Annotated in this window: 20 protein-coding genes; 11 read left to right on the plus strand and 9 right to left on the minus strand. The window is 71.6% G+C overall.

The features are described from left to right. Positions 1 to 82 precede the first annotated feature (82 nt). Positions 83 to 1690: a GAF domain-containing protein gene (locus tag IT371_10225; GenBank protein ID MCC6748024.1), complete on the plus strand. Its 1608-nt coding sequence runs from the start codon at positions 83 to 85 to the stop codon at positions 1688 to 1690. 141 nt (positions 1691 to 1831) lie between these two features. Next, positions 1832 to 2632 carry a hypothetical protein gene (locus tag IT371_10230; GenBank protein MCC6748025.1) on the plus strand — a complete coding sequence of 267 codons (801 nt, stop codon included), beginning with the start codon at positions 1832 to 1834 and terminating at the stop codon, positions 2630 to 2632. Between the two features lie 81 nt (positions 2633 to 2713). On the opposite strand, the gene IT371_10235 is transcribed toward IT371_10230, so the two are convergent. Further along, entirely contained in the window at positions 2714 to 3349 is a 636-nt protein-coding gene (locus IT371_10235) for a hypothetical protein (protein ID MCC6748026.1), read from the minus strand. A gap of 22 nt (positions 3350 to 3371) precedes the next feature. Then, on the minus strand, positions 3372 to 4001 hold the full coding sequence (locus IT371_10240; protein ID MCC6748027.1) for an adenylate kinase: 630 nt from the start codon (positions 3999 to 4001) through the stop codon (positions 3372 to 3374). A gap of 199 nt (positions 4002 to 4200) precedes the next feature. On the opposite strand from IT371_10240, the gene IT371_10245 reads away from it, so the two are divergent. Then, positions 4201 to 5436 carry a formylglycine-generating enzyme family protein gene (locus IT371_10245; protein ID MCC6748028.1) on the plus strand — a complete coding sequence of 412 codons (1236 nt, stop codon included), beginning with the start codon at positions 4201 to 4203 and terminating at the stop codon, positions 5434 to 5436. Positions 5437 to 5455: 19 nt separating this feature from the next. Here the strand turns inward: IT371_10245 and IT371_10250 are convergent, their stop codons facing one another. The 7 genes from IT371_10250 to IT371_10280 form a co-directional block, all read right to left on the minus strand. After that, on the minus strand, positions 5456 to 6973 hold the full coding sequence (locus tag IT371_10250; protein MCC6748029.1) for an insulinase family protein: 1518 nt from the start codon (positions 6971 to 6973) through the stop codon (positions 5456 to 5458). Beyond that, positions 6970 to 8310: an insulinase family protein gene (locus IT371_10255; GenBank protein MCC6748030.1), complete on the minus strand. Its 1341-nt coding sequence runs from the start codon at positions 8308 to 8310 to the stop codon at positions 6970 to 6972. Before IT371_10255 ends, IT371_10250 begins: the two co-directional genes overlap by 4 nt. A gap of 99 nt (positions 8311 to 8409) precedes the next feature. Continuing rightward, entirely contained in the window at positions 8410 to 8616 is a 207-nt protein-coding gene (locus IT371_10260) for a glutathione S-transferase N-terminal domain-containing protein (GenBank protein ID MCC6748031.1), read from the minus strand. A 45-nt stretch (positions 8617 to 8661) separates the two neighbouring features. Then, complete coding sequence (locus tag IT371_10265) at positions 8662 to 9309, minus strand: hypothetical protein (protein MCC6748032.1); 648 nt, start codon at positions 9307 to 9309, stop codon at positions 8662 to 8664. Between the two features lie 103 nt (positions 9310 to 9412). Further along, positions 9413 to 11401, minus strand: a complete 1989-nt coding sequence (locus IT371_10270) for a hypothetical protein (protein ID MCC6748033.1) — start codon at positions 11399 to 11401, stop codon at positions 9413 to 9415. A 101-nt stretch (positions 11402 to 11502) separates the two neighbouring features. Then, complete coding sequence (locus IT371_10275) at positions 11503 to 11994, minus strand: hypothetical protein (protein ID MCC6748034.1); 492 nt, start codon at positions 11992 to 11994, stop codon at positions 11503 to 11505. Positions 11995 to 12257: 263 nt separating this feature from the next. Further along, a complete protein-coding gene (locus tag IT371_10280; GenBank protein ID MCC6748035.1) occupies positions 12258 to 13508 on the minus strand; it encodes a VWA domain-containing protein in 1251 nt (416 codons plus the stop codon). A gap of 139 nt (positions 13509 to 13647) precedes the next feature. Here IT371_10280 and IT371_10285 point away from each other — a divergent pair, with 139 nt between their 5' ends. From IT371_10285 to IT371_10320, 8 genes are all read left to right on the plus strand, one after another. After that, complete coding sequence (locus IT371_10285) at positions 13648 to 15696, plus strand: hypothetical protein (GenBank protein MCC6748036.1); 2049 nt, start codon at positions 13648 to 13650, stop codon at positions 15694 to 15696. Then, complete coding sequence (locus IT371_10290; GenBank protein MCC6748037.1) at positions 15693 to 17606, plus strand: HAMP domain-containing histidine kinase; 1914 nt, start codon at positions 15693 to 15695, stop codon at positions 17604 to 17606. The genes IT371_10285 and IT371_10290 overlap by 4 nt, the downstream gene beginning before the upstream one ends. An 83-nt stretch (positions 17607 to 17689) precedes the next feature. Next, positions 17690 to 18616, plus strand: coding sequence for a MoxR family ATPase (locus IT371_10295; GenBank protein ID MCC6748038.1), 927 nt, complete (start codon positions 17690 to 17692; stop codon positions 18614 to 18616). 31 nt (positions 18617 to 18647) lie between these two features. Then, positions 18648 to 19706: a DUF58 domain-containing protein gene (locus IT371_10300; protein ID MCC6748039.1), complete on the plus strand. Its 1059-nt coding sequence runs from the start codon at positions 18648 to 18650 to the stop codon at positions 19704 to 19706. Beyond that, positions 19706 to 21928, plus strand: coding sequence for a DUF3488 domain-containing protein (locus tag IT371_10305; GenBank protein ID MCC6748040.1), 2223 nt, complete (start codon positions 19706 to 19708; stop codon positions 21926 to 21928). The genes IT371_10300 and IT371_10305 overlap by 1 nt, the downstream gene beginning before the upstream one ends. Further along, on the plus strand, positions 21925 to 22941 hold the full coding sequence (locus tag IT371_10310) for an aspartate-semialdehyde dehydrogenase (GenBank protein ID MCC6748041.1): 1017 nt from the start codon (positions 21925 to 21927) through the stop codon (positions 22939 to 22941). Before IT371_10305 ends, IT371_10310 begins: the two co-directional genes overlap by 4 nt. A gap of 172 nt (positions 22942 to 23113) precedes the next feature. Continuing rightward, positions 23114 to 24406, plus strand: a complete 1293-nt coding sequence (locus IT371_10315; GenBank protein MCC6748042.1) for a hypothetical protein — start codon at positions 23114 to 23116, stop codon at positions 24404 to 24406. After that, a complete protein-coding gene (locus IT371_10320; protein MCC6748043.1) occupies positions 24403 to 25155 on the plus strand; it encodes a hypothetical protein in 753 nt (250 codons plus the stop codon). Before IT371_10315 ends, IT371_10320 begins: the two co-directional genes overlap by 4 nt. Positions 25156 to 25171 lie beyond the last annotated feature (16 nt).

The raw sequence follows: 25171 nt of genomic DNA on the forward strand, positions 1-25171 counted from the left end.
CCATAATCCCCTTTACGCTGCCCCGGCCGTCGCCGTAACATGGCGCGGGCATTGTGAAGCAGCAGACGGTTTCAGGGGCGGCATGGCAAAACTGATCCTCGTATCGGGTGACGAGCCCCAGGAGTTCGAGCTGGGGCCGATGAACAGCATCGGGCGCCACCCGGACAACACGATCCAGATCCTCGATCGCATCGTCTCGAAAGAGCACTGCCACATCATCCAGACGCCCGACCGGCGCTTCCTGCTGAAGGACCTGGGAAGCCTGAACGGGACCTACATCGGCCAGGATCGCGTCACCCAGCGGGTGCTGCGCGAGGGCGACGAGATCGTGCTCGGCTCCACGCGCCTCCTCTATCGCGACGACGCGCACGCGCCGGTGGTCGAACGGGTCACCATCGCGCCGGGGACGATGCAGAGCCACATCCGGCAGCGCATCGCGGCCGGGCCCGACGCGGACTTCCGCCCCGAGCGGGAGCTCTTCGACGAGCAGGCGCTAAGGCGCGACTACGAGCGGCTGCGCATCGCGCACGAGCTGGCCCGCGCGGTGGGCAACGAGCTCGACCTGGACCGGCTCTTGGAGAAGATCCTCGACAAGGCCTTCGAGCTGCTCTCCGCCGACCGCGGCGTGATCCTGCTCATGAACGACGCGGGGCAGGCCGTGCCGCGCGTGGCCAAGCAGAAGCACGGCGGCTCGGGCGAGCAGATCGTCCTGTCGAACAGCATCATCAACGAGGTGATCCGCGAGAAGCAGGCCGTGCTCTCGTCGGACGCGACGGTGGACAGCCGCTTCTCGGGGGCCCACAGCATCATCATGCAGGGGATCCGCTCGACCATGTGCGTGCCGCTTCTGCACGGGCAGGAGCTCCTCGGCATCATGCACCTCGACTCGCAGATCGCCACCAACGCCTTCAGCGACAAGGACCTGCAGGTCTTCACCAGCATCGGCAACCAGGCCGCCGTAGCGATCCAGAACGCGCGGCTGGCGCACAAGATCGAGTGGGAGGCCAGCACGCGGGCCCAGTTCCAGCGCTTCTTCTCGCCCGGAATGGTCCAGCAGATGATCGAGGGGCGGCTGAAGCTGGACAGCATCGGCGAGATGCGCGACGTGACGATCCTCTTCGCCGACATCCGCGGCTTCACGGCCATGACCGAGAACTCGAACGCTCACGACATCGTGAGCATGCTGAACGACTACTTCGAGGTGATGGTGGAGGTGCTCTTCCGCTACCAGGGGACCCTCGACAAGTACGTGGGCGACGAGATCATGGCCCTCTTCGGCGTCCCGATCGCGAACCCCGACGCGCCGTCGCTGGCGGTGGATTGCGCCATCGAGATGCAGGAAGCGCTGAACGAGTTCAACCGCACTCGGCGCTCGGAGAGCCAGCCGCCGATCCACGTCGGGATCGGCATCTGCACCGGCCCCTGCGTCTACGGCGCCATCGGCTCGAGCAAGACCCTGCAGTACACGGCCATCGGGGACCCGGTGAACACGGCCTCGCGCTTCTGCTCGATGGCCAAGGCGGGCGAGATCATCGTCAGCGAAAACACCTTCGCCCACGTCCAGCACCGCATCGAGGGGATCGCCCTCCCGAAGCTGCGCGTGAAGGGCAAGGTGGAGGAGCTGAACGTCTACAAGATCATCGGCTCGCGCAACGGCGGCTGGAGCAAGGACTCCACGCGGCCGACGTAGCGGGGGCCCGTACGGCCGCCACGGCCAGGCCAGCATCCACCCCGCGCCCGAGTAATCCGTCTCATTACAAACGGTTATGGCCGCTGAATCCTGGCAGGCCGCTTGCACTTGGCCTGGGCTCAACGAAGGAGATCAGGACCCATGCGCTCCACGCTGTGGTGCCTCGGTTTGCTCTGCGCCCTCCAGGGGTCGGTCCGGGCGGAGGGCTTCAGCTTCACCGTCGGGAAGAACCTCGAGGCCGACCGCTACGTCGCCGCCCCGAAGGGCCGGGCCGTCTATGGCCGGGTGGTGGGAGGCCTGAACCTCCCGCTTCTCTGGAAGCTCGGGGCCGGTACCCAGGTCAAGAGCTTCCTGCGCTTCGACCCGCAGCTCTTCTACTGGGACAAGGAAGCCTATCAGGAGGGGCGCTACCTGCTGCGCACGAAGCACTTCGACCGGGACGGGGGGGAGTTCGCGGCGATCTCCAGTCACGCGGTCCGGCGCATCACCGACGTCCTCGAACCGGGCAACTGGACGAAGCCTGCGACGGCCCGTTGGACTGAGCTGCGCACGAAGGTCTTCGCGCTCCTGCGGCAGGGGGCGCCCGATCGGGTCCTCGCCACCGCCTGGATCCCTCGCGAGCGCGACAAGCTGCACTTCGGGGAATACGGCCTGCTGAACTTCAAGACCATCTACTGCGAGGGAGTGGACACGCGGCTCTCGCTGCGAAAGGGCGAGGTGGTCTTCGAGGCCCGACCGCTCCTCATCGACACCTACTTCTCGGGCGGGACCGTGCGGGCGCGGGACTGGGGCGACTGGGTCAAGATCGCGAGCTACAAGCCGGGGCGACGGGCAAAGGAGCTCTTCCTCCCCGCGGGTCTCGAAAAACTCCTCTACCTCGACGACGCGGTGATGGAGAATCTCGGCCGTCCCGCCCCCGTGACGACAGCCTCGGCGAAGTAGGCTCGAGAGCACACCGGCGGGCCGACGGCTCGCTCGCGCCTCGACCACCACAACCCGCTCAGCTCATTCCGCCGCGGACCCTCAGTCCTCGAGGAAACGAACGTAGCCTTCCGGCAGCGGGTAGGCGGCGGCCTTCTGGCGCGCCGCTTCGGGCGTGCTGGGATTGGCGGCCAGGTAGTACATGACCCACTCGTCGGCCCCTTCGGCGAGCTGCGCGAGCACCTCGGGCGGCGTTCGCGGATTCGAGGCCACCCCCCTGCGCACGCCCCAATCGGGATGAGCCGCCAGGGACGTGAGCGTCTCGGGCGGCGTGCTCGGATTCGCGCCAACCATCTCCTGCGTGTAGTAGAACGCGTCCTCCGCGAGACGGGCGAGCACCTCGGGGGGAGCGGCGGGGTTCTTCGCCACGCAGGAACGCACCTCGCGCACGGGGTCCGCGGCCAGTCGGACGAAGGCCTCCGCCGGGGTTCGCCCGTTCTCGGCCAGGCGCGCGCGCACGGTCGGCTCGGCGTCCTGCGCGAGGCCGAGCAGCGCCTCGGGCGGGGCGCTCGGATTGAACGCCACCGCTGCGCGAACTCCTCCATCCACGTCGCGGGCCAGTCGCGCGAGCAGGAGAGCGGGCGCCTCGCGATCCTCGGCCACCCGCACCCGAACCCAGCGATCGGGATCCGAGGCCCGTTCGGCAGCCGTTTTCGCCTGCTTCCTGCGTCGGGCCATCGCGCGCGCGGGGGCTGGCCGCCTACCGCCCGAGCGCGGCGAACAGACGACCCGTGACCTGGGCCATGGGCGCGTTACCGTCGATGTGGCGCAGCAGGCCCGCCCGCTCGTAGTAGGGGACGAGCGGAGCGGTCTTCTCGTGGTACTCGCGGAGCCGGGAGGTGAGCACGACCTCGGTGTCGTCGTCGCGCTGGATCAGGCGCGCGGCCACCTCCGGGGGGGGAGGGTCGAAGCGCAGGTGATAGACCCTGCCCGTGTCGGGGTCCGAGCGGCGGCCGGTCACGCGCTCGACGAGCACCGCGTCCGGAACCTCGAGCAAGAGCACGTGGGCCAGGCGCTTGCCGCGCTCGGCGAGCAGGGCGTCGAGCGCCTTGGCCTGCTCCACGGTCCGCGGAAACCCGTCGAGCAGAAACCCCGCCGCGCAATCGGGCTCCGCCAGCCGCTCCCTGACCATCTCGATCACCAGCTCGTCGGGGACGAGCTGGCCGAGGTCCGTGAAGGCCCGGCAGCGCGCGCCGAGAGGGGTGCCGCCGCGGATCTGCGCGCGAATGAGGTCTCCCGTCGAGATCTGGGGGATCTGGAACGCGTCGATGATCGCCGCGGACTGCGTACCCTTCCCCGCGGCCGGAGGACCGAGGAAGACGAGGTTCATGGCTGACTCCTGCGCCGAGCGGGCCTTTCTACGACAGGCGGCCCTCCCTGGCAACGGGCTGGTTCCGGCGCCGGCTCGGGGAAGTGTAACGGCACCTCTCATCGCAGCGCCGCCGAACGGGCCGGAGCGTTGACGCGTTGGGCCGCGCTCCGTCACACTGAGGTGCGGGCCTACCGTTGGCTCTGCTGGGTGAGCGCCCGTGAGAGGTCCGTACATCCCGTTTCTCGGGTCTACCCGCCTGGTGGCCACCCTGGTGGTGCTGGCCGGGCCGTTCTCGACGGGCTGCGTGCGCGGCGGCTTCGCCCTCCTCGCCCCGGCAGACGTGGACGCTCCCGCCGGTCCTGGCGACGGCGGGCCACCCTACCTGCACGACGGGACGACCGGCGGCTGGGATGGCGCCTTCCCGGCGTTCCCCGGCGACGGCCTCACCCCGGACGACGCGCGCGGTAACGCCGACGGTGCCGCTCGCGACGCCCCAGGGCCGGGCCGCGATCTCACGCGGAGCCTCGACGGACGGCCGGCGTTCCCCGCCGACGCGCGCGTCCCGGACACCACCCGTCGCGATGCGGCCTTGGCAGATGCCCCTCCCCCGGTGGGAGGACCGTGCGTGCACCCGACCGTGGTGGAACGCTGCACCGCGGGCTGGTGCACGATCCCCGCCGGGTGCTTCCGCATGGGCTCGCCGGTCACGGAGCCCTGTCGCGACGCCACCGACGAGACGCAGCACGAGGTCCGCTTGACGCGCGCCTTCGAGGTCGCGGCGGCCGAGGTGACCCAGGGGGAGTTCAACACGCGCCTCGGCTACCTGCCGACCGGGTTGAAGACGGGGTGCGGGACGAGCTGCGCGATCGAGCTCGTCGGGTCCCACGAGGCGATGGCGTACTGCAACGCGCTCTCCGCCAGCGCCGGCCTCGCCCGCTGCTACAGCTGCAGCGGCACACGAGGGAGCACCGCCTGCACCGCCGCCCCGGGCTACGCGGGGAGCGACCTCTATCGCTGTCCGGGGTATCGCCTCCCAACGGACGCCGAGTGGGAGTACGCGGCCCGCGCCGGCAGCTCGTCGGCCTTCTACAACGGCTCCATCACCAACTGCGGTCCGCGCGCCGACCCGGGCGCGGAGCTCATCGGCTGGTACGCGCGCAACTCCTCCAACTCCGTGCACCCCGTGCAGCAGAAGGCCAAGAACGCGTGGGGGCTCTACGACATGTCCGGCAACCTCGCCGAGTGGGTGCAGGATCTCTACGCGGCGGACCTCGGCGGGGCGGCGCGCATCGACCCCGTCAGCGCCGTGGCCGTCGGCGACCGCGTGGTGCGCGGCGGCTCCTACTTCTCTCCCGCCGAGGAACTGCGCTCCGCAAGCCGCTTTCACCTGCCCGCGCAGACCACGCCCGCCTATGCCACGGTCGGCTTTCGTTGCGCGCGCACGCTTCCCTGACCGACCCGAGGGCCCGCCCTCAGCGCGCGGCGATGGCCTCCCCATCCACGGTCAGCCACTCCGCAGGACCGAAACGCGCCACGAGGGCAGCCGCGAGGCGATCCGTATCCCCGACGACCACGATCGTGGCGTCGGCAGGCCGGAGAAGACTCGCTGCGGCCCGACGCAGTCCCCGTGCGTCCAGGCGGGCCACCTGCTCGGGAAGCCGGCCGAGCGCGTCCGCGGGACGGCCGTGCGTAGCCAGCTCCACCGCGGCGTTGAGCAACCCCGCCACCGTCTCGGCGCGCGCGGGCAGCTTCTCGACGACCAGCCGACGCCCCTTCCGGAGCTCGGCGGGAGGGACGTCGGTCGACCTCAAACGCTCGAGCTCGTAGAGCAGCTGGTCGAGCGCCGCGAGCGTGTCCTTCGTCGCCACCTGCGCCTCGGCGTAGAACTGGCCCGGCCCCCGCGGCTGGTCGAAGACCGCGTGCGCCCCGTAGGTGAAGCCGTGCCGCTCGCGCAGGTTCTCGTTCAGTCGGCTCGTGAAGCAGCCGCCGAGGATCGTCCCGATCAGCCGCACCGCCGCCTCGGAGGTCGCCGCGCGGGGCGGCAGGAGGTGTCCGACGCGGATTACCGACTGGCTGGCGCCTCGTCGGCGGACCAGCACCAGCCGCGGGGAGCGCCGCGGCCCGACGCGCGCCGCATCGAGCTCGCGGGCCTCCGGCTCGCCCGAGGCCCGCTCCTCCGGCTTCTCCTCGCTCCCCTTCCAGTCGCCGAAGCGCGCGCGCAGGTTCCGCAGCAGGCGCTCGGGGACCACGTCGCCGACGGCCACGAGGACCACGTTCTCGGGGCGCACGTGCTGCCGGTAGAAGCGGCGCACGTCCTCCACGGTCAGGCGATCCACCTCGGTCGGCGTCGGGAGGAGCGGCCTCGCGTAGGGGTGCTCGCCGTAGAGGCTGCGACGGAGCGCGAGCGCCGCGACGCGGTCGGCGCGGGTCCGGCGCTGCTCTCCCCGCGCTCGGAGCTGCGTGCCGAGGCGCACGAACTCCTCCGCCTCGAGTCGCGGACGACGCACCACGTCCGCGAGCAGCGCCAGCACCTGCTCTTCGTGGCGGCTGAGCGCCTGGATCGACACGAGCATCGAATCCCAGTCGGCCGAGCTGTAGATGCTCGCGCCCATCTGCTCCAGCTCCGCGGCGAAGGAGAGCGCGTCGCGCGCTCCGGCCCCGCTCTCGAGCAGCTCGGCGGTGGCGTAGGCCAGGCCCACCCGCTGCGGCGGGTCGCTCGACGCCCCGCGCAGCACGAGCGCCCCCAGGCGCAGGATCGGCAGATCCCGCTTGGGGAGCATCCACACCTGCAGCCCGTTCTCGAGCCGCGTCACCGTCGCCACGGGGAACGGAAGCGCGCGCGCGGGACCGAGCGGCGGCCGCCGCTTCATGAAGACCGGCACGGCGACCGCCCCCCCGGCGGCGCCCGAGCGCGGCGCGCCGCAGGCGCAGGTAGCGAGCTGCGCGCCGAGGAGCGCCACGAGCACGAGGAGCCTGAGCAACGCCGTCACTCCGCGGCTCCGTGGGCCGGCACGACCCAGAGCTGCACGCGACGCCTCAGATCGATCACGCGTCGACTGGCCGCGTGCACAGCCTCGGGCGTGGCCCGGCGAAAACGCGCCAGATCGCGGCCCAGGTAATCGGGTTGCCCGGTGAGCGCAAGGTAGCGGTTCAAGAGTTCGGCCCGCCGCTGCACCCGTTGCAGCCCGGCCACGAAGGCGGTCTCCACCTGGTTCTTCACCCGCTCGAGCTCGAGCGCCGTCGGCGGAGCGGCCAGAAAGCGCGCGAGCTCGCGCTCCACGACCCGGAGGAGCCTCGTCCGCGAGACCCCGGGCCGGGCCGTGACCTCCACCACGAAGGTGGAGGCGAGCTGACCGGAGTCCTGCCGCGCCTCCACGTCCAGCGCCACCTGCCGCTCGTAGACCAGCGCCTGGTGCAACCGCGAGCGCCGGCCCTCGGCGAGGAGCATCGCCGCGAGGTCCAGCTCCGCGTCCCCCGGAGTGAGCGCCGGAGGCGAGAGCCACGCCAGGTAGAGTCGCGGCGTCTTCACCCGGTCGGCGACGGTGCGCTGCACCGGGCGCCGGAGGCTCACCGGCGCGCGGTGGGGCGCGTCCACGGGGGGCGGGGCCGGGATCCAGGCGAAGTAGCGCTCCACGAGCCTCCGGGCGTGGGCGGGCTCGAAGTCCCCCGCCACCACGAGCGAGGCGTTGCGCGGCGTATAGAAGCGCCGAAAGAGCTCCTGCACGTCGCGGAGGGTCACGGCCCGCAGATCCGACGGCGAGCCGATCACGGGCCAGCTATAGGGGTGTCCCTTGGGGTAGAGCAGGGTCGGTAACAGGAGCTGGGCCACGCCGTAGGGGGCGTTCTCGTAGTTCTGGCGGCGTTCGTTCAGCACCACCTCGCGCTGCAGGTCCAGCTTGCGCTGCGTGAGCGCGAGCGGGAGGGTGGCCATGCGGTCGGCCTCGATCCACAGGAGCCGCTCGAGCAGCCGCGACGGTCCGACGTCGTAGTAGACCGTCATGTCCTCGCTCGTGTAGGCGTTGTTCCACCCCCCGGCACGCTCCATCAGCTGATCGATCTGCTTCTCGGGCACGTTCTGCGAGCCCGAGAACATGAGGTGCTCGAAGAGGTGGGCCGCCCCCGACCGTCCTGCGGGCTCGTTGCGCGAGCCCACGCGGTAGAGCACGTGGACCACCACGCGAGGCAGTCGGCGGTCGGCGTGGAGGATCACATCGAGGCCGTTCTTCAGGCGGAAGCGCTCGTGGGGAATCCCGAGCGGCGACGCGGTGGCGTCTCGTCCCGCGAGGAGGAGCAGCGCCACACAGCAGGCAACCGTCCGTCGGGGCATCACGTATAAGCGTGACCCGACGGAGGAGGCGCGGCAAGGGCGGGGGCGCCGCCGCGCGCGCGAATCGAGCGAGCCGACCGGCCCGCGGGGTCAGAGTCCTCAGGTGCCGCCGAACCCGATGGTCACCTTGTCGGCCTCCACGATCACCGGCACGACGCGCCGCCCCTTGCTCGCGACGAGCATCGCGTCGAGCGCGTCCGGGTCGCGGCTCACATCGTGATAGGTGACGTCCTTGCCAGCGTAGGCCTCACGGGCCTTGGTGGTGTACGGTCAACCCGGCTTGCCGTAAATGATGATCTGACTCACGCGCTCCTCCTTGCCGCGCACCGCGGCCGATCGTCGCACTTCGTCCTACAACGCGCCGACGAGGGCCTCGAGCCGACGCGGCAGAGTCTCCGGTTGCCGCCAGACCAGGTGGCGCAGGGCGTCGAGGAGCTGCTCGTGGACCCCCGGCTGGCTGCACTGAGCCAGGCGCAAGCGGCGTTCGAGCTGCCCCACCCCGTCGTCGATCCAGGCGTCGATCCGCTCGCGCGGCGCATCCAGCGCGGCGGCGACGGCATCGCGCGCCAGCCCGTGGCCGTAGCGGAGCGCGAGCGCCACGCGGAGCGGCACAGGCAGCTCCTCGATCGCGACCCGCAGGAGGTCCGGCGTGAGGCCCGGTGGATAGGTCGCCCCGCGGGGCGTGCCGACCGGCTCGTCCCCCGTCGCGGCGTAGAGGCGCGCCCGCACCTCGGGGAGCGCAAGACCGCGCGCCACCCCGAGGAGCCAGTCCCGGAGCGAGCCCTCCAGCCGGAGGTGCAGGAGCTCGGTCACCGCTTCCGTGAAGGTCCGGTACGCCAGCTCCTCCGCCGCCTCCGCGCCGTCGGTGAGGTAGCGGCACGCCGCGTACACGGCCTGGCTGTGGTTGCGGATCAGCAGACTCGCCGCCTGCCGCAGTTGCCCGCCCCGAAGGGCGCTCAGCACGGCCTGGTCGGCGGGGGAATCGAGTCGGACCTCCATGGGCCTCCGAAGGCGCGGGGAATGCCCCACCCCGCTGACTCTGCCACCGGTGGGTTCGCCGAACAAGACGCGGAGCGCGCGCACCGCATGGGCGGTCGGGGCCCTACTTACAGAGGTAGGTGAAGCGATCCGTGTCGGACCGCCCGGCGTAGTAGCCCCAGTGACGCGCGAGCAGCCGGCCATCCGGCGCGCGCTCGTACGAGAGCCTCATGGCGTGCGTGGCGTCGGCGGGGGCCCCGGAGTAGTACGAGGCGAGCTCCCCGGTCGCGTCGTACGAGAACGCGTGGAGCGACCCCGGAGGATAGAGCCGGGACAGGATACGGCCCGCCGCGTCGCGCGTGCGCTCCTCGAGCAGGTTGCCGTTGCGGTAGATGGCGATGCGCCGGCCACCGGCGGAGAAGCGGCGCTCGTGCAGCACGGGGGGCGGCAGGGTCGCGGGCAGCTGGCCGAGCCCCTCGGGGATCGCCCCCACCCCGTCGGTCGGCCGCGACGCGATGGCGTGGCGCGCGATCGTGTGCCGCGAGACCTCGGCCCCCTCGTAGGCCCAGCCGTGCTGCGCCACGAGCACGCCATTCATGCGGTACGCGCGCGTCACGAGCCTCCCGTCGCGGTCGTAGACGAAGGTCAGCGCCGTGACGAGCCGCTGGCCGTCCCGGTGGAGCAGGCGCACGTCGCTGGCTACGCGCTCGCCGTCCAGCGCGCGGGTGCGTTCGTACGTCACCGAGCCGTCGCTCCCCGACAGCCTCTCGGCGACCATGCGGCCGAGCACGTCATAGGCGAGCTCCGCCCGCAGGACGGGCGCATCCCACACCGGGTGCCAGGCCATCCCTTCCACGCGGTCGTGCCCAAACCATCTATCGATCCCCGTGTCGTAGGCCGGGCCGAACCCGTAGTCGCCATCGAGGCCCGCCGGTCGATCCCCGACGGGCCAGCCCAGGGCGTAGACGCCGTCCGCCTCCGGGTAGCCGTAGCTCATGGCGTGAGGCAGCGTGGCGCAGCCGCCCGCGGCCGGCCGCTCGGGCCGCGCGGCCGTCCATTCGCGCTGGTGGAAGGCGGCGACCAGCGGCTCGAGGTCGTCGGAGCCGCGGAGCGCCCCCCCCTCCTGGTAGAGCTTCGGCGCGAGCTCGGTACGGCTCTGCTGCAGCCGACCGTCGGCCGCGTAGACCCACTCCTGTCGCGCCCACCGGGCTCCGTCCACCGCGCGCTCCACGGCGGTCAGTCGGCCCGCCGCATCGTAGGTGAAGTCGGCGCTCCCCACGCGCCCCGAATCGCGGTGCGTCACGGTGGAGCGGACGAGGCGATCCCCCCGGTAGCTCCACCGGCGCTCCGTGACGCCGGTCCGGTTGATACCATCCACGAAGCGCGAGGCCACGAGGCGCGCTCCGTCCCAGGTGTTGGTCCACGTGAACCACAGGGCGCCGCCGAAGTGGTAGCGGTCCTCGAGCAGGTGCCCGGCCCGGTCGAAGCGCCGTTCCAGGCGTCGCGCGGCGGTCGAGCCGTACTCCATCGCGAGCACCGTCACGTGGAGCTCGCCGGTGGTCGCGTGGCGCTTCGCGCGGATCGTGCCAGCCCAGCGTTCGCCTTCGAGGTCACCCGGTCTCGAGAAGGCCATCGGCGGTGGACGGTGGGTCCAGGCGCGGGCCACCGCGGGCAGCTCGACGAAGCAATCCCCGCCATCGCACGAGGTGCTCCCCGGCGCGGCGAAGAGCTCCAGCGGGGTCGGGAAGCCGTCCGTCACCCCGCCGCTCGTACGGCGCTCGAGGCGGCAGGAGCTCCCCTCGGCGGCACGCACCCAGGCGAGCAGCTCGGGGGCCAGCTCGGACCCCGGGTGCGCCGGTTGCGGAGCGCAGTAGCCGGTCGCCGCAGAGGGGGTGCCCGGCGGCGCCACTCCGGGAGGCGTCGGGCCCACCCCGGGTGTGGGAGCCGGGGGAAGGTGTTGCTCAGGGACCTCTGCCCGCGGGTCGCCCGTCTCAGGCAACCCGGGGCGCGAGCACCCCGCACACCAGAGCGACACCCCGAGCAGGGCGGCGCCGACCCCCGTGCTCCGCCCCACCGACCTACCGCTGTTTCGCGCTTCGCGTGTGTTCGTCATGCACTCGAGGATGACCTCGGTGCATAACATTGGGAAACGCTCTTTTCGCTACTCAATAATATTGCACGGCCGAACAATGCCGCGGCGGGCGCTACGGCGGACTACTTCAGGCTGTACGGACCGATCGGCATCTTGCTCGAATCGGTGACCTTGACCTTCACGTCGAGGAGGTTGCCCAGCATCCAGAGCACCGGGGACGGCATCCAGGTCGCCGCCTTGGCCAGGGTGTTCACCCCGCGGCCGGTCACTTCGACGCCGAAGCCGATGGTCCCCGGGAGCCGCACGTACATGGCGCGCCCCTTCCCCTGCTCGGGCTTCGACTCGAGGCCGTAGACGCCTCCGGTGATCAGCTTGCCGTTCAAGTGATCCGACTGAAACGCGGCCACCTCCACGCGATAGGCGCGGTAGCCGGCGTGCTCGGCCGCGGCGTTGGCCCGGACGGCCGCCTTCATCCGCGGCATGAGCGCCTTGGACAGCACCGTGGCCTGGCGCGGGTTCAGGGTCAGAAACAGCCCCCCCTTTGCCTGCGCCGCTCCTGCGAACAGCATCGCCGCCGCGATCACTCCGAGTCCGATTCGGCTCGAGGTTTTCATCACACGCCTCCTGACTCCCCGCCTGGCGCGCGTGGCGCCGCGGGCTCGTGGTGGTGATCCGCTCGCCTGCCGCCAGACCTTGGGCGGCATGCGAGCAGAAGACCCGTCGCTGGTTGATGTCGGAGCCTTGAGCAAGCGGCGTGCCGGCTGCCTTCGTCGGCGAAGCGCTGGAGATCGTTGCAGGCCGTCGGTAGGGGGGCGGAGAGGAGGCTCTCCGACTTTGGGTGGGTGGCTAGCGCGCGCTGGCTAGCAGGCGATCCCGGCTAGTAGGCGATCCCGGCCTTCGGGCCTTGCGCCTTCAGCGCCTCGCCCACCTTGTCGTCAAAGGCGTCGCTGCGGACGCTCTTCCGCCGGGTCTTCAGGTATCCGTCGCGGGCCTTGGCCAGCTTCGCGATCTCCTCCTGGACCTCCTTCCGCTCGCGCGCCACGCGGTCCACGTAGGCCTGCCGCGCCGGCGCGGGCAGCGCGGCCACCTGCGGCGGGAGCTCTCGCGCCGCCATCCCCCCGAGGGCACGGCCACGCCCGAGCTTGCTCAAGAGGTCGGCGCCGTCGATCGCCCCGCGGCGGGCGCGATAGGTCGCGCTCTCGGCCTGCGCCACCTCGTCCATCGACAGATTCGACCGGGCCCGCTCGCGGGCCGCGTCCTTCTCCGCCCCGCTCCCCGACGGAAGGAGCGTGGCCGAGAGCTTGCGGTTCAGCTCCGCCAGCCGTCGGTCGTGCGGCGTGGCCATCGCCACCATGCCGCCGTCCTGCTGGATGCTCGCGTACATGCCGCCCGCCACCCGGGCGATACCGCGCCACGCGGTGGCCGTCTCTTCCATCTCGCCACACCGCACGGCGTTGATCACGATCCCCTTCTGGCTCGCCTCGCGCGCCAGCTCCTTCGAGTAGAGGCCTCCGCGCCCCTCGTGCGGCGGCGCGTCCCCGACGAGGAAGATGAGCCGCAGGACGTCCTTGCCGTCGCGCCACTGCATGTTGCGGATCGCCTCGGCCAGCGCGCGGTTCACGTGCTCGGGGGTGTCCCCGCCCCCGGCAGCCTCGAAGCCCTGGAGGTTCTTGTACACGTCGTCCACCTCCTCCGAGAGCGCGTAGCGGCGCGTCACGTACGCGTCCCCCACGTCCCGATAGCCGATGAGGCCGATGCGCACGTGCGGCTTCGGCTGCCCCGAGAGCACCTGATTGGCGATGGACCAGATCTTCCGCTTCGCCCCGGCGAGGAGCCCCGACATGCTGCCCGTCGTGTCCACCGCGAAGACCAGGTCGACCTGCGGGGACTTCTCCTCGGCCACGGGCCTCGGCGGCTCGGGCGCCACCGTCGGGCGCGTGGGCACCACCGGCGGCTTCACCGTGGCCACGCGCGGCGGATGCACGGGGTGAGGGTCGACAAGACGCGGGTCCAGCCGGGCCACGAGGGCGCGGTCGCTCCGGCCGGCCAGCGCCAGAGCCACGACGGCGATGACCCCCGCGAGCGCCATCAACCCGACCGTCACGTTACGTCTACGCTGGGTGGACATGGGACTCTCCTTCGGTTCGTACGAGCGGATGTCCCTAGAAACGCGGCTCCCGTCCGATCGATCTACGGCACGTGCACGGGGCCCGCGAGCCCGGCCTTCGGCCTATTAAGCCCTCAGGTTCACGCTATAATCGCCGGCCATGTCCCGGCGGTGCCTCACCCTCTCGCTCCTCGGCCTCCTTTCGGCCAGCGCCGCCACGGCCCTGCTCTTCACCCTCTGCCTGCCGCTCCTGGTCTCGCTCCCCGCGGCGAGCTGGACCGGCGTCCCCCTCTGGGGCGTCCTCTCCCCCATGGCCGCCGGACTGGCCGGCGCCGCGGTGCTCCTCGCCGGCCACCGGGGCCTCCGCCGCGGCGTGCGCGCCGAGCACCTCGGGAACCTGCCGGGCCAGGTCGTGCTCGCTTTCGGAGTCGCCGCCACCACGACCCTCTTCCTCGGCGCGCTCATCGAGCGCGATGCGCTCCTCCGACACCGCCCGCTCGGGATCTTCCTCTCCGGACCCGCGCTCGTGCTGAGCGTGACCACCCTGCTGCGCCCGATCCTCCGCGTGCCGCTCGTGGCGGAGATGAACCGCCTGCTGGCGACGAGCCGCCGACCGCGGCGAGCCGAGGCCGACGGCAGCCCGTCCAGCGCCGCACCGGAGCCCGCCCCGTCCACCTCGCGCGGGCTCTTCCGCAGGTCGAGCCTCGCCGTGCTGGCCATCACGCCGGCCCTCACCGTCTCGGCGCTCGCCCTGGCCGGCGTCTCGTGGACCTTGATCGGAGTCCACAGCTACTACCACGTGCTCTCGAACGAGGAGCAGATGGCGCGCGGGCACCTCTCCACCCTGCTGCACACGGTGCAGGTCCAGCTCCAGCGGCTCCCGCACGCCAAGCATCGCGGCTTCGTCGAGACGCTCCCCGCCGCGCGCCAGGGGCAGGTGGTCCTGCTCGACGAGGACGGCCGCGTGCTGTCGCGCCGTTCGGGCCTCGACCCGCGGATCCCCCTCGAGCAGCGCGGCGAGCGCTGCCGCCAGGCCGAGCAGCAGTGGCGGTGCGCCGTCGAACCAGCCCCGGGCAATCGCCGGATCGCCGCCCTGCAGGCCCCGTCGCTTCCCGACGCCGAGGTCGCCGCCACCGACATCGGTCCGGCGCTCGTCCTCCTCGCGCTCGGATTCCTCCTCTTCGCCGGGATGCTCGGCCGCGCCGTCGGACAGGACGCCTCGCGCGACTTCCGCACCGTCACGCAGCAGCTCTACGCCATGGCCCGCGAGGACCAGCCCGACCTGGGACGCCCGCTCGCGGTGACCTCGCTGGACGAGGTCGGCGAGCTCGTGGCCGCCGTCGGCAAGCTGCGGACCCGCCTCGGCGCGGAGCTCGAGGCCTACCGCGACTCGGTCCGCAAGACGGCCGAGGCCGAGCGCATGAAGAACCAGTTCCTTTCCGACGTGAGCCACGAGCTCCGCACCCCGCTCAACTCGCTCTGCGGTCACGCGCAGCTTCTTCTCGAGGGGATCGAAGGTCCTCTGTCGACCGCCCAGCGTGAGGACATCCGCTCGATCTCGAAGGGGGGACAGCAGCTCCTCGCGCTGATGACCGACGTCCTGGACCTGTCGGTGATCGAGTCCGGAAAGCTCACCCTCAAGACCGAGAAGGTGGACCTGGCCCGCCTCTGCCGCGACATCGCGGAGGGCCAGCGATCGGTGCTGCGCGCCGCCGCGAAGGAGGGCCCCCCGAAGGTGCAGCTCGAGCTCGACCTCGCCGAGGAGCTGCCCGAGGTGGTGGCCGATCCGCGCCGCATCCAGCAGGTCCTGCTCAATCTGGTGAGCAACGCCATCAAGTTCACCACCGAGGGGTCGGTCACACTGCGCGCCCGGCGCGAGGGCCCGGACCTCGTGCGCCTCGAGGTGGAAGACACGGGCACGGGGATCGGAGCCACCGACCTGCCGCGCGTCTTCGAGGAGTACCGTCAGGCGGGCACGCTGCGGTCGAAGCGCAAGGGGACCGGCCTCGGGCTCGCGATCTGCCGCCGCCTCGTGGAGCTCCATGGTGGGCAGATTTCCGCCGAGAGCGAGATAGACCGGGGCTCGCGCTTCACGGTGCTCCTGCGCGTCGCCGGCCCCCCGCTGGCGGCGTCGTCCCGACCAGGCGGCGGAAGCGACCCGCGAGGGAGCCGCCCCGAAGGGAGCACCCCGGGAGGCAGCGCGCCGTGACCCGCGTCTACTTCGCGATGGGGTCGCTCCGCCTGCGGCTCATCCTGGGCGTGACCATCGGGACCGCCGTGCTCGGCGTCACCGAACTCGCGGGGGGCCAGCGCCTGCTCGGCCTCTCCCCGCTGCAGCTCCAGCAGCAGACGCTCACCTGGGGGGTCTACGCCACCTTCTTCGTGCTGGTCCTGTCGGCCTACGTCATGACCTACCTAAGGGGTGTCGCGCGCTTTCTCTCCCGCGTGCGCGACGAGGAAGGGCTCGAGATCCCCGCCGCAGAGAGCGCCGCGGTCCGCCGCACGGTGCTGCGCTTCCCCGTGGACTTCGTCCTCGTCGGCATGGGGCTCGCCACCTTCCTCACGGCGAGCAAGATCCCCCTCGACGTGCTGGTCTTCGACCTTCCGGCCGGAGCCGCAGTGGGGCTCGCCACCGGCACCGCCACGCTGACCCTCGCGGCGGGAGTGCTCTTCTACCTCGTGACGCGCGGCTGGATGCGCCCGCTGCTGGCCCACTTCCGGCACGAGGAGGTCCCCGAGGCCTCGCGCATCCCCGTGACCGGCAAGGTGGCCTTCGCGCTCGTGACCCTCGGCCTGGCCTCGACGGTCCCGACGGCGGTGATCGGGGCCGGCCGGATCCTGAGCCTCGAGCAGCAGAGCGCCGAGCGCTACGGGCAGCACCTGGCCGACACGCTGGCCCACGGCTCCTCCTGGCTCGCCGAGGACTCCTGGAAGGAAGCCCTGGCGGCCGCGCGACTCCCGGGCCGTCAGGTGCGTCTCGGGGACCGCCCCACCGCCGCGAGCGCCCCGCTCGTCCCCGGCCACGGGGCCTCCTTTCTGCAGCTCACGACGCTCGAGCCCTCCCATGCGCCCGCCGGCGAGCTTTCGGTGCTCGTGGTGCTGGCCACGCTGCTCCTCGGCGTGGCGGTCTTCGTCGGACGCAACCTCGGGCTAAGCCTGAGTCAGGACATCCGGTCGGTGACCCAGCGCATCTCGCTCCTGGCGCAGGGACCGCAGGCCGACGCCGAGCCGACGCCGAAGGGGCTCTCGCCGCTCGTCGCCGGGGCGCCGCAGTTCAGCGACCTGCGCGAGCTGACCAGCGCGGTGAACGCCCTCCTCTCGCGCATCACCTCGATCCACGTGGCGCACTTCGTCGCGGTGGAGCGCACACTCGAGGCGGACCAGCTTCGCACGCAGTTTCTCGCCAACATGAGTCACGATCTGCGCAGTCCCCTGAACTCGATCCTCGGCTTCGCGGAGCTCCTGCTGCAGGGGATGGAGGGGGAGCTCCCCCCCGCGCAGCACCAGGCGATCGAGACCATCCACCGCAACGGCACCGAGCTACTGCACCTGGTGAACGAGGTGCTGGAGTCGGCGAAGCTCGAGGCGGGGCGGCTGGCGCTGCACCGCGAGGACATGCCGCCGGCGGAGCTCCTCTCGGCCGCGCTCAAGGAGGCGCATTCCCGCGGCGTGCCCGCCGGAGTCGAGCTCTCCTCGGAGCTCCAGGCCGGGCTGCCGGTGCTCTTCGTCGACGGCCCGCGCCTGGCCGAGGCGCTGGCCTACCTCGTGACCTACGCCGCCCAGGCGCTGCAAAACGGACGGATCCAGGTGCGCGTGCGCGCCACACCGCCGGCGGGCGAGACGCGCATCACCGAACAGCGCCTCACGCTCCAGCTCGTCGTGGCCGACGACGGGCCGGGCCTCTCCGAGGAGGAGAAGGAGCACCTCTTCTCGGGCTTCCGCCGCCGCCCCGGGCAGCGCGGCCTGAACCTCGGGCTCCCGCTCGCGCGCGCGCTCATCGAGCTCCACGGCGGAACGCTCGCCGTCTACAGCGCCGCGGGGCAAGGGACCACCTTCATGGCCAGCGTACCGGTTCAGGCCCGCCGCATGTCGGGCCGCTTTCGGCCCGTAAGGGTCTGAGCGCGGGCCGCGTGGTATACTGCCCCGACGAGACGCCATCCGTGATTCCCCAGGCGAAGCAGAGCGCGGCGGTCTCTCCCGCCGTGGTGCAGCGGATCGAGCAGGCGGTGGAGCGCGCGGTGCGCGGCAAGCGCGAGGTGGTGCGCCTGCTCCTCGCCGCGCTCTTCGCCCGCGGCCACGTGCTCATCGAGGACGTCCCCGGGGTGGGCAAGACCACGCTGGCGCGGGCGCTGGCCGCCTGCCTCGGCGGGACCTTCCGACGCATCCAGTTCACCTCGGACCTCCTCCCGTCGGACATCCTCGGGGTGAACGTCTATCGCGCCGAATCGGGGGCGTTCGAGTTCAAGCCGGGGCCGATCTTCGCCCACGTCGTGCTGGCCGACGAGATCAACCGCACCACGCCGCGCACGCAGAGCTCGTTGATGGAGGCCCTGAACGAGGGGCAGGTCACAGTGGATAATCACACCTACCCGCTCGAGTCGCCGTTCCTCGTCATCGCCACGCAGAACCCGGTCGAGCACTTCGGCACCTATCCGCTCCCCGAGTCGCAGATGGATCGGTTCCTCCTGCGCGTCACCATGGGCTACCCGGCCCACGACGACGAGCGGCGGCTGATCGCGGAGGGGGGTGGCCTCGACGCGGTGGCGAGCCTCGAGCCGGTGGTCACGCTCGACCAGGTGCGCGCCATGCAGGAGGTCGTGGATCAGGTGCGCGTGGATCCGGCGCTCCTCGACTACGTGATGACGGTGGTGGCGGAGACGCGGCGCTCTCCGCACCTGGCGCTGGGGGTGAGCACCCGCGGGGCCATCGCCTGGTATCGCGCGGCGCAGGCCTTCGCGCTCGTGCAGGGACGCGACTACTGCGTCCCCGACGACGTGAAGCAGCTCGCGCCGAGCGTCCTCGCGCACCGGGTGATCCTCTCCGGGCAGCAGGAGGCGCTGGCGCAAGGGCGCGACGAGGCCGAGCAGGTGATCGCCGAGCTCCTGGCTCGCCTCCCCGTCCCTCTGTGATCGCCCCGCCCACCGAGCCCACGGAAAGGCCGTGAAGCCCCGCTACCGCGCCCCCCGGCTGCGCTTCACCCGCGAGGGGAAGTACTTCGTCCTGCTGACCCTCGGCATCGGCTTCGCAGCGATCAACACCGGCAACAACCTCCTCTACCTCGTCCTCGGCATGCTGCTCTCGCTGATCGTGGGGAGCGGCGTCCTCTCCGAGCTCGGCCTCCTCGGGCTCTCCGCCCGGCGCAGGTTCCCGAGGCGCGTCTACGCGGGACGGCCGGTCCTCGCCACGGTGACGCTCGAGAACACGAAGCGTCGCCTCCCCTCCTTCTCCGTCGAGGTCCAGGACCTGCTCGAGGGCCGGCCCCTCGACAAGAAGTGCTACTTCCTCAAGGTCCCGGCCCGCCGTTCGCAGGAGACCTCGTACCGCCACACCTTCCCGCGTCGAGGGGCCTACACGCTCACCGAGCTCGTACTCGGCACGCGCTTCCCCTTCGCGCTCTTCTTCAAGAGCTATAGGCACCACGCGCCGCTCGAGCTGGTCGTCTACCCCGCCGTGGAGCCGCTCTCGCCCGAGGAGCGCGGCGCCCGCGAGGGAGACGACAGGCTCGGCGTGCGGCTGGCCCGCCGGGGCGAGTTCCACGCCCTGCGCGAGTACCGCACCGGCGACGACCCGCGAGAGATTCACTGGCGCAAGAGCGCCCGCCTCGGTCGCCCCTTCGTGCGCCAGCACGAGGAACCGACCGGACAGCGGCTGATGATCCTGCTCGACAACGGCGTCGATCGAGCTGCGCTCGGCGCCGAGGAGCTCGAGGCGCAAGAGCGCGCCGTGGTGCGCGCCGCCTCGCTCGCCACGCACTACCTCGAGCGAGGCTACGCCGTGGGGCTCGCCACCCGCACGGGGAGCGTGCCCCTCGGCTCCGGGCCTGGGCAGCTCGACCACCTCCTGCGCGCGCTCGCGCTCCTCGCCTTCGTCCCGGCCGAGGCCCCCCTCACGCCTCCGTCGCGCTTCTCCGGCGAGACGATCCTCGTGCGCCCCGGCCCCCCCTCGACCGCGCGCCCCTCTGCCGCGCCCCCCTCCGCGGCGGCCGGAGGGTCCCGCTGATGCGCTTCTCCTCGCTCCACAAGCTCTGCGCCTACCTCACGGTCGGCAGCGCCCTGGCGGCGGTGCTCCTCAGCCCGGAGCTCTCCCCCGCCGCGCGCCTCCTCCCCCCGCTCGCCCTCCTCCTGAGCTGGTTCGCCGAGCCCCCGCGCTGGCCCACGGCACGCCTCGCCGCGGCCTGGAACGTGGCCACGCTCGTCTTTCTGCTCGTGCAAGGGGCGCAGGTCCTCTCGGGCGCTCCGCTGATCGAGGCCGGGGTGCACTTTCTGCTCGCAGTGCTGGTGAACAAGCTCTTCAACCGACGCACGAGCAAGGACTACCAGCAGCTCTACGTGGTGAGCCTCCTGCTCCTCGTGGCAGGCACGGTGCTCAACACGAGCCTCTCGTACGCCGTCTGCTTCGTGCTCTACGTCGTCTTCGCCACCTGGGCGCTGATCCTCTTCCACCTGCGGCGCGAGATGGAGGAGAACTACCTCCTCAAGCACGGCGAGGACGAACGCAGCGAGCGCGTGGACGTGGAGCGCATCTTCGCCTCGCGACGAATCGTCGGCCCGGGGTTTCTCGCCGGCACCTCCCTCATCTCGCTCGTGATCCTCCTCGGCTCGGTGCTCCTCTTCACCTTCTTCCCGCGCGTGGGCTTCGGCCTCTTCTTCGGCCAGAAGCGCGGCGGCGTGATGATGGCCGGCTTTCGCGAGCAGGTGGCCCTCGGGCAGCACGGCACGGTGCGCGACAACCCGAAGGTCGTCATGCGGATCGTCTTCCCGGAGGGGAAGCGGCCGCCGCTCCTCTATTTCCGCGGGTCGGTCTACGACGCCTACCGCGACGGGACCTGGAGCCACGGCGCGGGGCTCGCCGGCACGACCGTGCCGATCGCGCCGACGGAAGGGCTCTACCTCGTGAACCCGGCTCCAGGCCTCCCCGCCGAGCCGCCCCCGCGCCTGGTTCGCGAGCGGCTCCTCCGGCAGGAGGTGTACCTCGAGCCGCTCGACTCGACGGTGCTCTTCGGCGCCGACCGCCCCGTGGCGGTCGAGGTGCCGCGTCCCCCCGGCGGGCTGCGTCCCCCTTTCCTGCCGCGCCGCGGCCCGCATGGCGAGCTCCGCGCCGACCGCGTGCGCACCGCCGGCGTGCACTACGTCGTCTTCTCGCAGCCGAAGCGCCCCGCGGCGCCGCTCCTCCGCTCGGCAGAAGCGCTCGAGGGCCCCCGCCTCGCGCGGTTTCTGCGCCTGCCCCCGGAGCTTCCCGAGCGGGTTCGCGCCCTCGGTCGCCGCCTCGTGGCAAGCGATCGCACGGTCTACGACAAGGTGCTCGCCGTCCAGCGCTACCTGACGACGAACTACCGCTACACCCTGGCGCTCCAGCACCAGCCCGGACGCGAGCCGGTGGACGAGTTTCTCTTCGAGACCCGCCAGGGACACTGCGAGTACTTCGCCTCGGCCTTTGCCGTGCTCCTGCGTGCGGGCGGGGTCCACGCGCGCAACGTGAACGGCTTCGCCGGCGGGGAGTGGAACGGCTACGGCAAGTACCTCGCCGTGCGCGAGGGGGACGCGCACGCCTGGACCGAGGTGCTCTTTCCGAACGTGGGGTGGGTGGCCTTCGACGCCACGCCGACGGGGGCCGTGGCGCGCCCCGCCCCAGCCGGCTTCCTGAACAGCGTGACCCAGCTCCTCGATACGCTGCGCCTGCGCTGGTTCCGTTACGTGGTCGAGTACGACCTCGGCAAGCAGGTGGCCCTCTTCCGCCGCGCCGAGCGCCTCGTCAGCGGCCGCGGAGCGAAGCGCGAGGGGAGCTCGTGGTTTGCGCGCCACCGCAGGCTCCTCCTTGGTGCCGGAGGCGCGGCACTGGCCTGCCTCCTTGTCGTCGTGGCGTGGCGGCGGCGCAGGCGGCGCGGCTCCGACCCCGTGCGCGGCGAGGCCCGCGGCAGACCCCACCCCGCGGCGCAGCTCTATCGCCGGGCCACGGCGCTCCTCACGCGGGCGGGCCGCACGCGCCCGGAGAGCGTCACCCCGCGAGAGTTCGCACGCGCGCTCGCCGAACAGCGCTTCCCGGCGGCGCCGCTGGTGGGGGACGTGACGGACTGCTACTATCGGGCCCGCTTCTCGCCGGTGCAGGGTGCGCGCGCCGAGCTCGAGACGCTGAGCCGGCTCGTCGGACAGCTCGAGCTCGCCCTGCGCGAGGCTGCGAGCGCCCCCGCGGCGGGTCCACGGAGCGCAAGGAGGGATCGATGAGCTATCGCGTCGCCGTCGTCGGAGCCACGGGAGCCGTGGGCCACGAGATGCTGGAGGTGCTCTGGCAGCGCCGCTTCCCGGTGCGAGAGATCGTCGCGCTGGCCTCCGCCCGCTCGGCCGGCAAGAGCGTCCGCTTCGGGGACCGCGAGCTCCCCGTCGAAGTGCTCGGCCGGGACAGCTTCCGCGGCGTGCAGGTCGCCCTCTTCTCACCGGGCGCGTCGGTGAGCCGTGAGTTCGCTCCCCTCGCCGCCCAGGCCGGCGCGAAGGTGGTGGACAACACGAGCGCCTTCCGCATGGACCCTGACGTGCCGCTCGTGGTCCCCGAGGTGAACGGCGACGAGGCCCTCGCCTGCCCGCGGGGGATCATCGCCAACCCCAATTGCTCCACCATCCAGATGGTCGTGGCGCTCGACCCCCTCCGCAAGGCGGCCGGGCTCCGGCGCATCGTCGTCTCTACCTATCAGGCGGTGGCCGGCGCGGGCCAGAAGGCGATGGAAGAGCTCCAGCAGCAGATGACCGCGTGGGCCAGCGGCGCGACGCAACCTGCGCCGAAGGTCTTCCCCCACCCGATCCTGATGGAATGCATTCCGCAGATCGGCGACTTCCTCCCCGACGGAGACAGCGTCGAGGAGCAGAAGATGGTCAAGGAGACGCAGAAGATCTTCGGCCTGCCGAACCTGCGCGTGAGCGCGACCACCGTGCGCGTGCCGGTGCTCATCGGGCACAGCGAGTCGGTCAACGTCGAACTCGAGCGACCGCTCTCGGCGGCCGAGGCCCGGGCGCTCCTCGCCGAGGCCCCGGGGGTCACGCTGATCGACGACCCTGCGGCCCGAAAGTATCCCCTGGCGCGGCTCGCCGCCGGCACCGACCCGGTGTACGTGGGGCGCGTCCGGCGTGACCCGTCGGTCGAGCACGGGCTGAACCTCTGGGTCGTCTCCGACAACCTGCGCAAGGGCGCCGCGCTCAACGCGGTCCAGATCGCCGAGCACCTCGCCGCAGCAGGGGCGCTGTAGATCGTCGCACGGCACGGGCCCACCTGCCGTTCTGGCGGCCCGCTCGCGGCAATTCTTGACAGATTGGCACGGCTTGGCCAGGCTAGGTTCCGCTCGGTGCGGCCAAGGCCCCGCCACAACTCAACTCCACGCCCCCTCGAGGGTGGCACATCGCTTGCTGAACAACTCCCCGATGCCGCGTACGTTCCGCTCTCCTCGTCGTGTGGGGTTTCTCCTCGCGTGGGCCGCCCTCCTGCTTGCGCCGTCGGCCGCCCATGGGGCCTTCGCGGTCCGCGCCATCGAGCTCGACGACGCGGACGGCCGCATCGCCACCTCGAAGCTCCTCGAATACTTCAACCTGGCCCGCTGCCGCTGCGACCACCCGGTCAAGGTGATCGTGCGCATCACCCCCGACCTGGCGGCCAAGGGGCGCCTGCGCATCGTGAGCGGTCAGAGCTGCCTGACCACCACCGACAACAAGATCAAGCCCGAGTGCCGCGTGCTCTTCGCCGGCAAACTCAACGAGCAGCGCACCGATCTCTTCATCGACACCTCGGCCGCGCAGCTCATGACGAAGAGCGGCGGCTCGTGCGAGGCCAGCGAGGAGCTGGACTACACCATCTCGGTCTTCACCGACGTCGACGACGAGAAGTGGACCGAGAACGCGAGCAAGCTGACCTACTCCGTGGACACCAAGCGCCCCGTGGCCCCTTCGGCCGCGAAGAACAGCGACGGGACGACCCGAGCGCCCGAGGCGGGGGAGAGTCTGGTCAAGGTGAGCTTCGAGCAGCCGACCACCTCCGCCGAGAAGAACGTGAAGTACCAGCTCCTCTGCGAGCGCGTGAAGGACGGCCAGCCGGTGCTCGCGAGCCCTCCGGGGGCGGAGTACAAGACCCGGGCGTTGCTCAAGCAGTGCCGAGGGAGCGCCACGACGAGCGACGGCGGCAGCCCGAGGGCCGACAGCCGCGCAGCCGACGCGGCGCCCCGCGATGGCGGCGTCGCGGAGGCCGGCACGAAGGAGGCGGGAGCCACCGAGGCCGGCCCCCGAGACGCGGGGACCCCCGACCAGGCAGCGCTCTCGCCGGACGCGAGCAGCTCGCTCCCCACCGGGATCGCCGAGCTGGACCCCCGCTATATCTGCTCCGCGGGCTTCCAGTCGGCCGGCAGCTACGACATCGCCGGCCTCGAGAACGGCCTGGCCTACCGCTTCTACGTGGTGTCGATCGACCAGCGGGGCAACCCGAGCCTCCCGGCCGAGCTCGGTGAAGCCACGCCGCACCTCGAGGAGGACCTCTGGGAGCGCTACAAACGAAAGGGCGGTCAGGCCGAGGGGTGCGCGGTGAGCGAAGGACGCGGCGGGGCCCGACAGACCGTCGTCTCGGTGGCTTCGCTGCTCCTCGCGAGCCTCGTCCTCGGCGGCGTCTGGCTGGCACGACGCACCACCCGGCGACGCCGCGCCGGCGCCGCGAAGAAGGACGCGCCATGATCTCGAGGATCGCGCTTTGCGCCCTCGCCGTGGGGCTGGTCGGGTCTCGGACCGCTCCGGTCCACGCCGCCGAGAAGAACGGCGAACCGAGCTACGCCAGCCCGCAGCACTTCGCCGTGGAGTTCAAGCTCGGCCCCTACGCCCCGAACATCGACAGCGAGTTCGGCGGCAGCGCCACCCCCTTCAAGGACATCTTCGGGGACGGCACGGGGCTCATGATCCGCGGCGAGCTCGACTACCAGTTCTGGGGCGGCTTCGGGAGCATCGGCGCGGGGCTCCAGCTCGGCTACTACGGCAAGTCGGCGCAGGCGCTGCAGGACACGGGCTCGGGCGGCGGCACGGCGGCCTCGGCCGGCGAGACGGGCATCACCCTCTTTCCGATCTCGCTCCTCGCGGTCTACCGCTTCGACGTGCTGGCCAAGCGCTTCAAGGTCCCGCTCGTCCCCTTCGCCAAGTTCGGCCTGAACTACACGCGCTGGTGGATCTTCAAGGGAGACGGCGGCGTGGCCAGCTTCGAGGGACACAAGGCCGCCGGCGGCACCTTCGGCTGGCAGGTGAACCTCGGCGGCGCCTTGCTCCTCGACATCTTCGAGCCCAGCGCCGCCAAGAACCTGGACAACGAGCTCGGCATCAACCACACGTACCTCTTCTTCGAGTTTCAGCACATCGCCTCGGACGGCCTCGGCGCGAAGCACGCGCTGCGCGTGGGGGCCACGACCTGGCAGGCAGGCCTGGCGTTCGAATTCTAGGCGCCGTAGTCTTCGA

This window comes from Deltaproteobacteria bacterium (assembly GCA_020848905.1).
Lineage (GTDB): Bacteria > Myxococcota_A > Polyangia.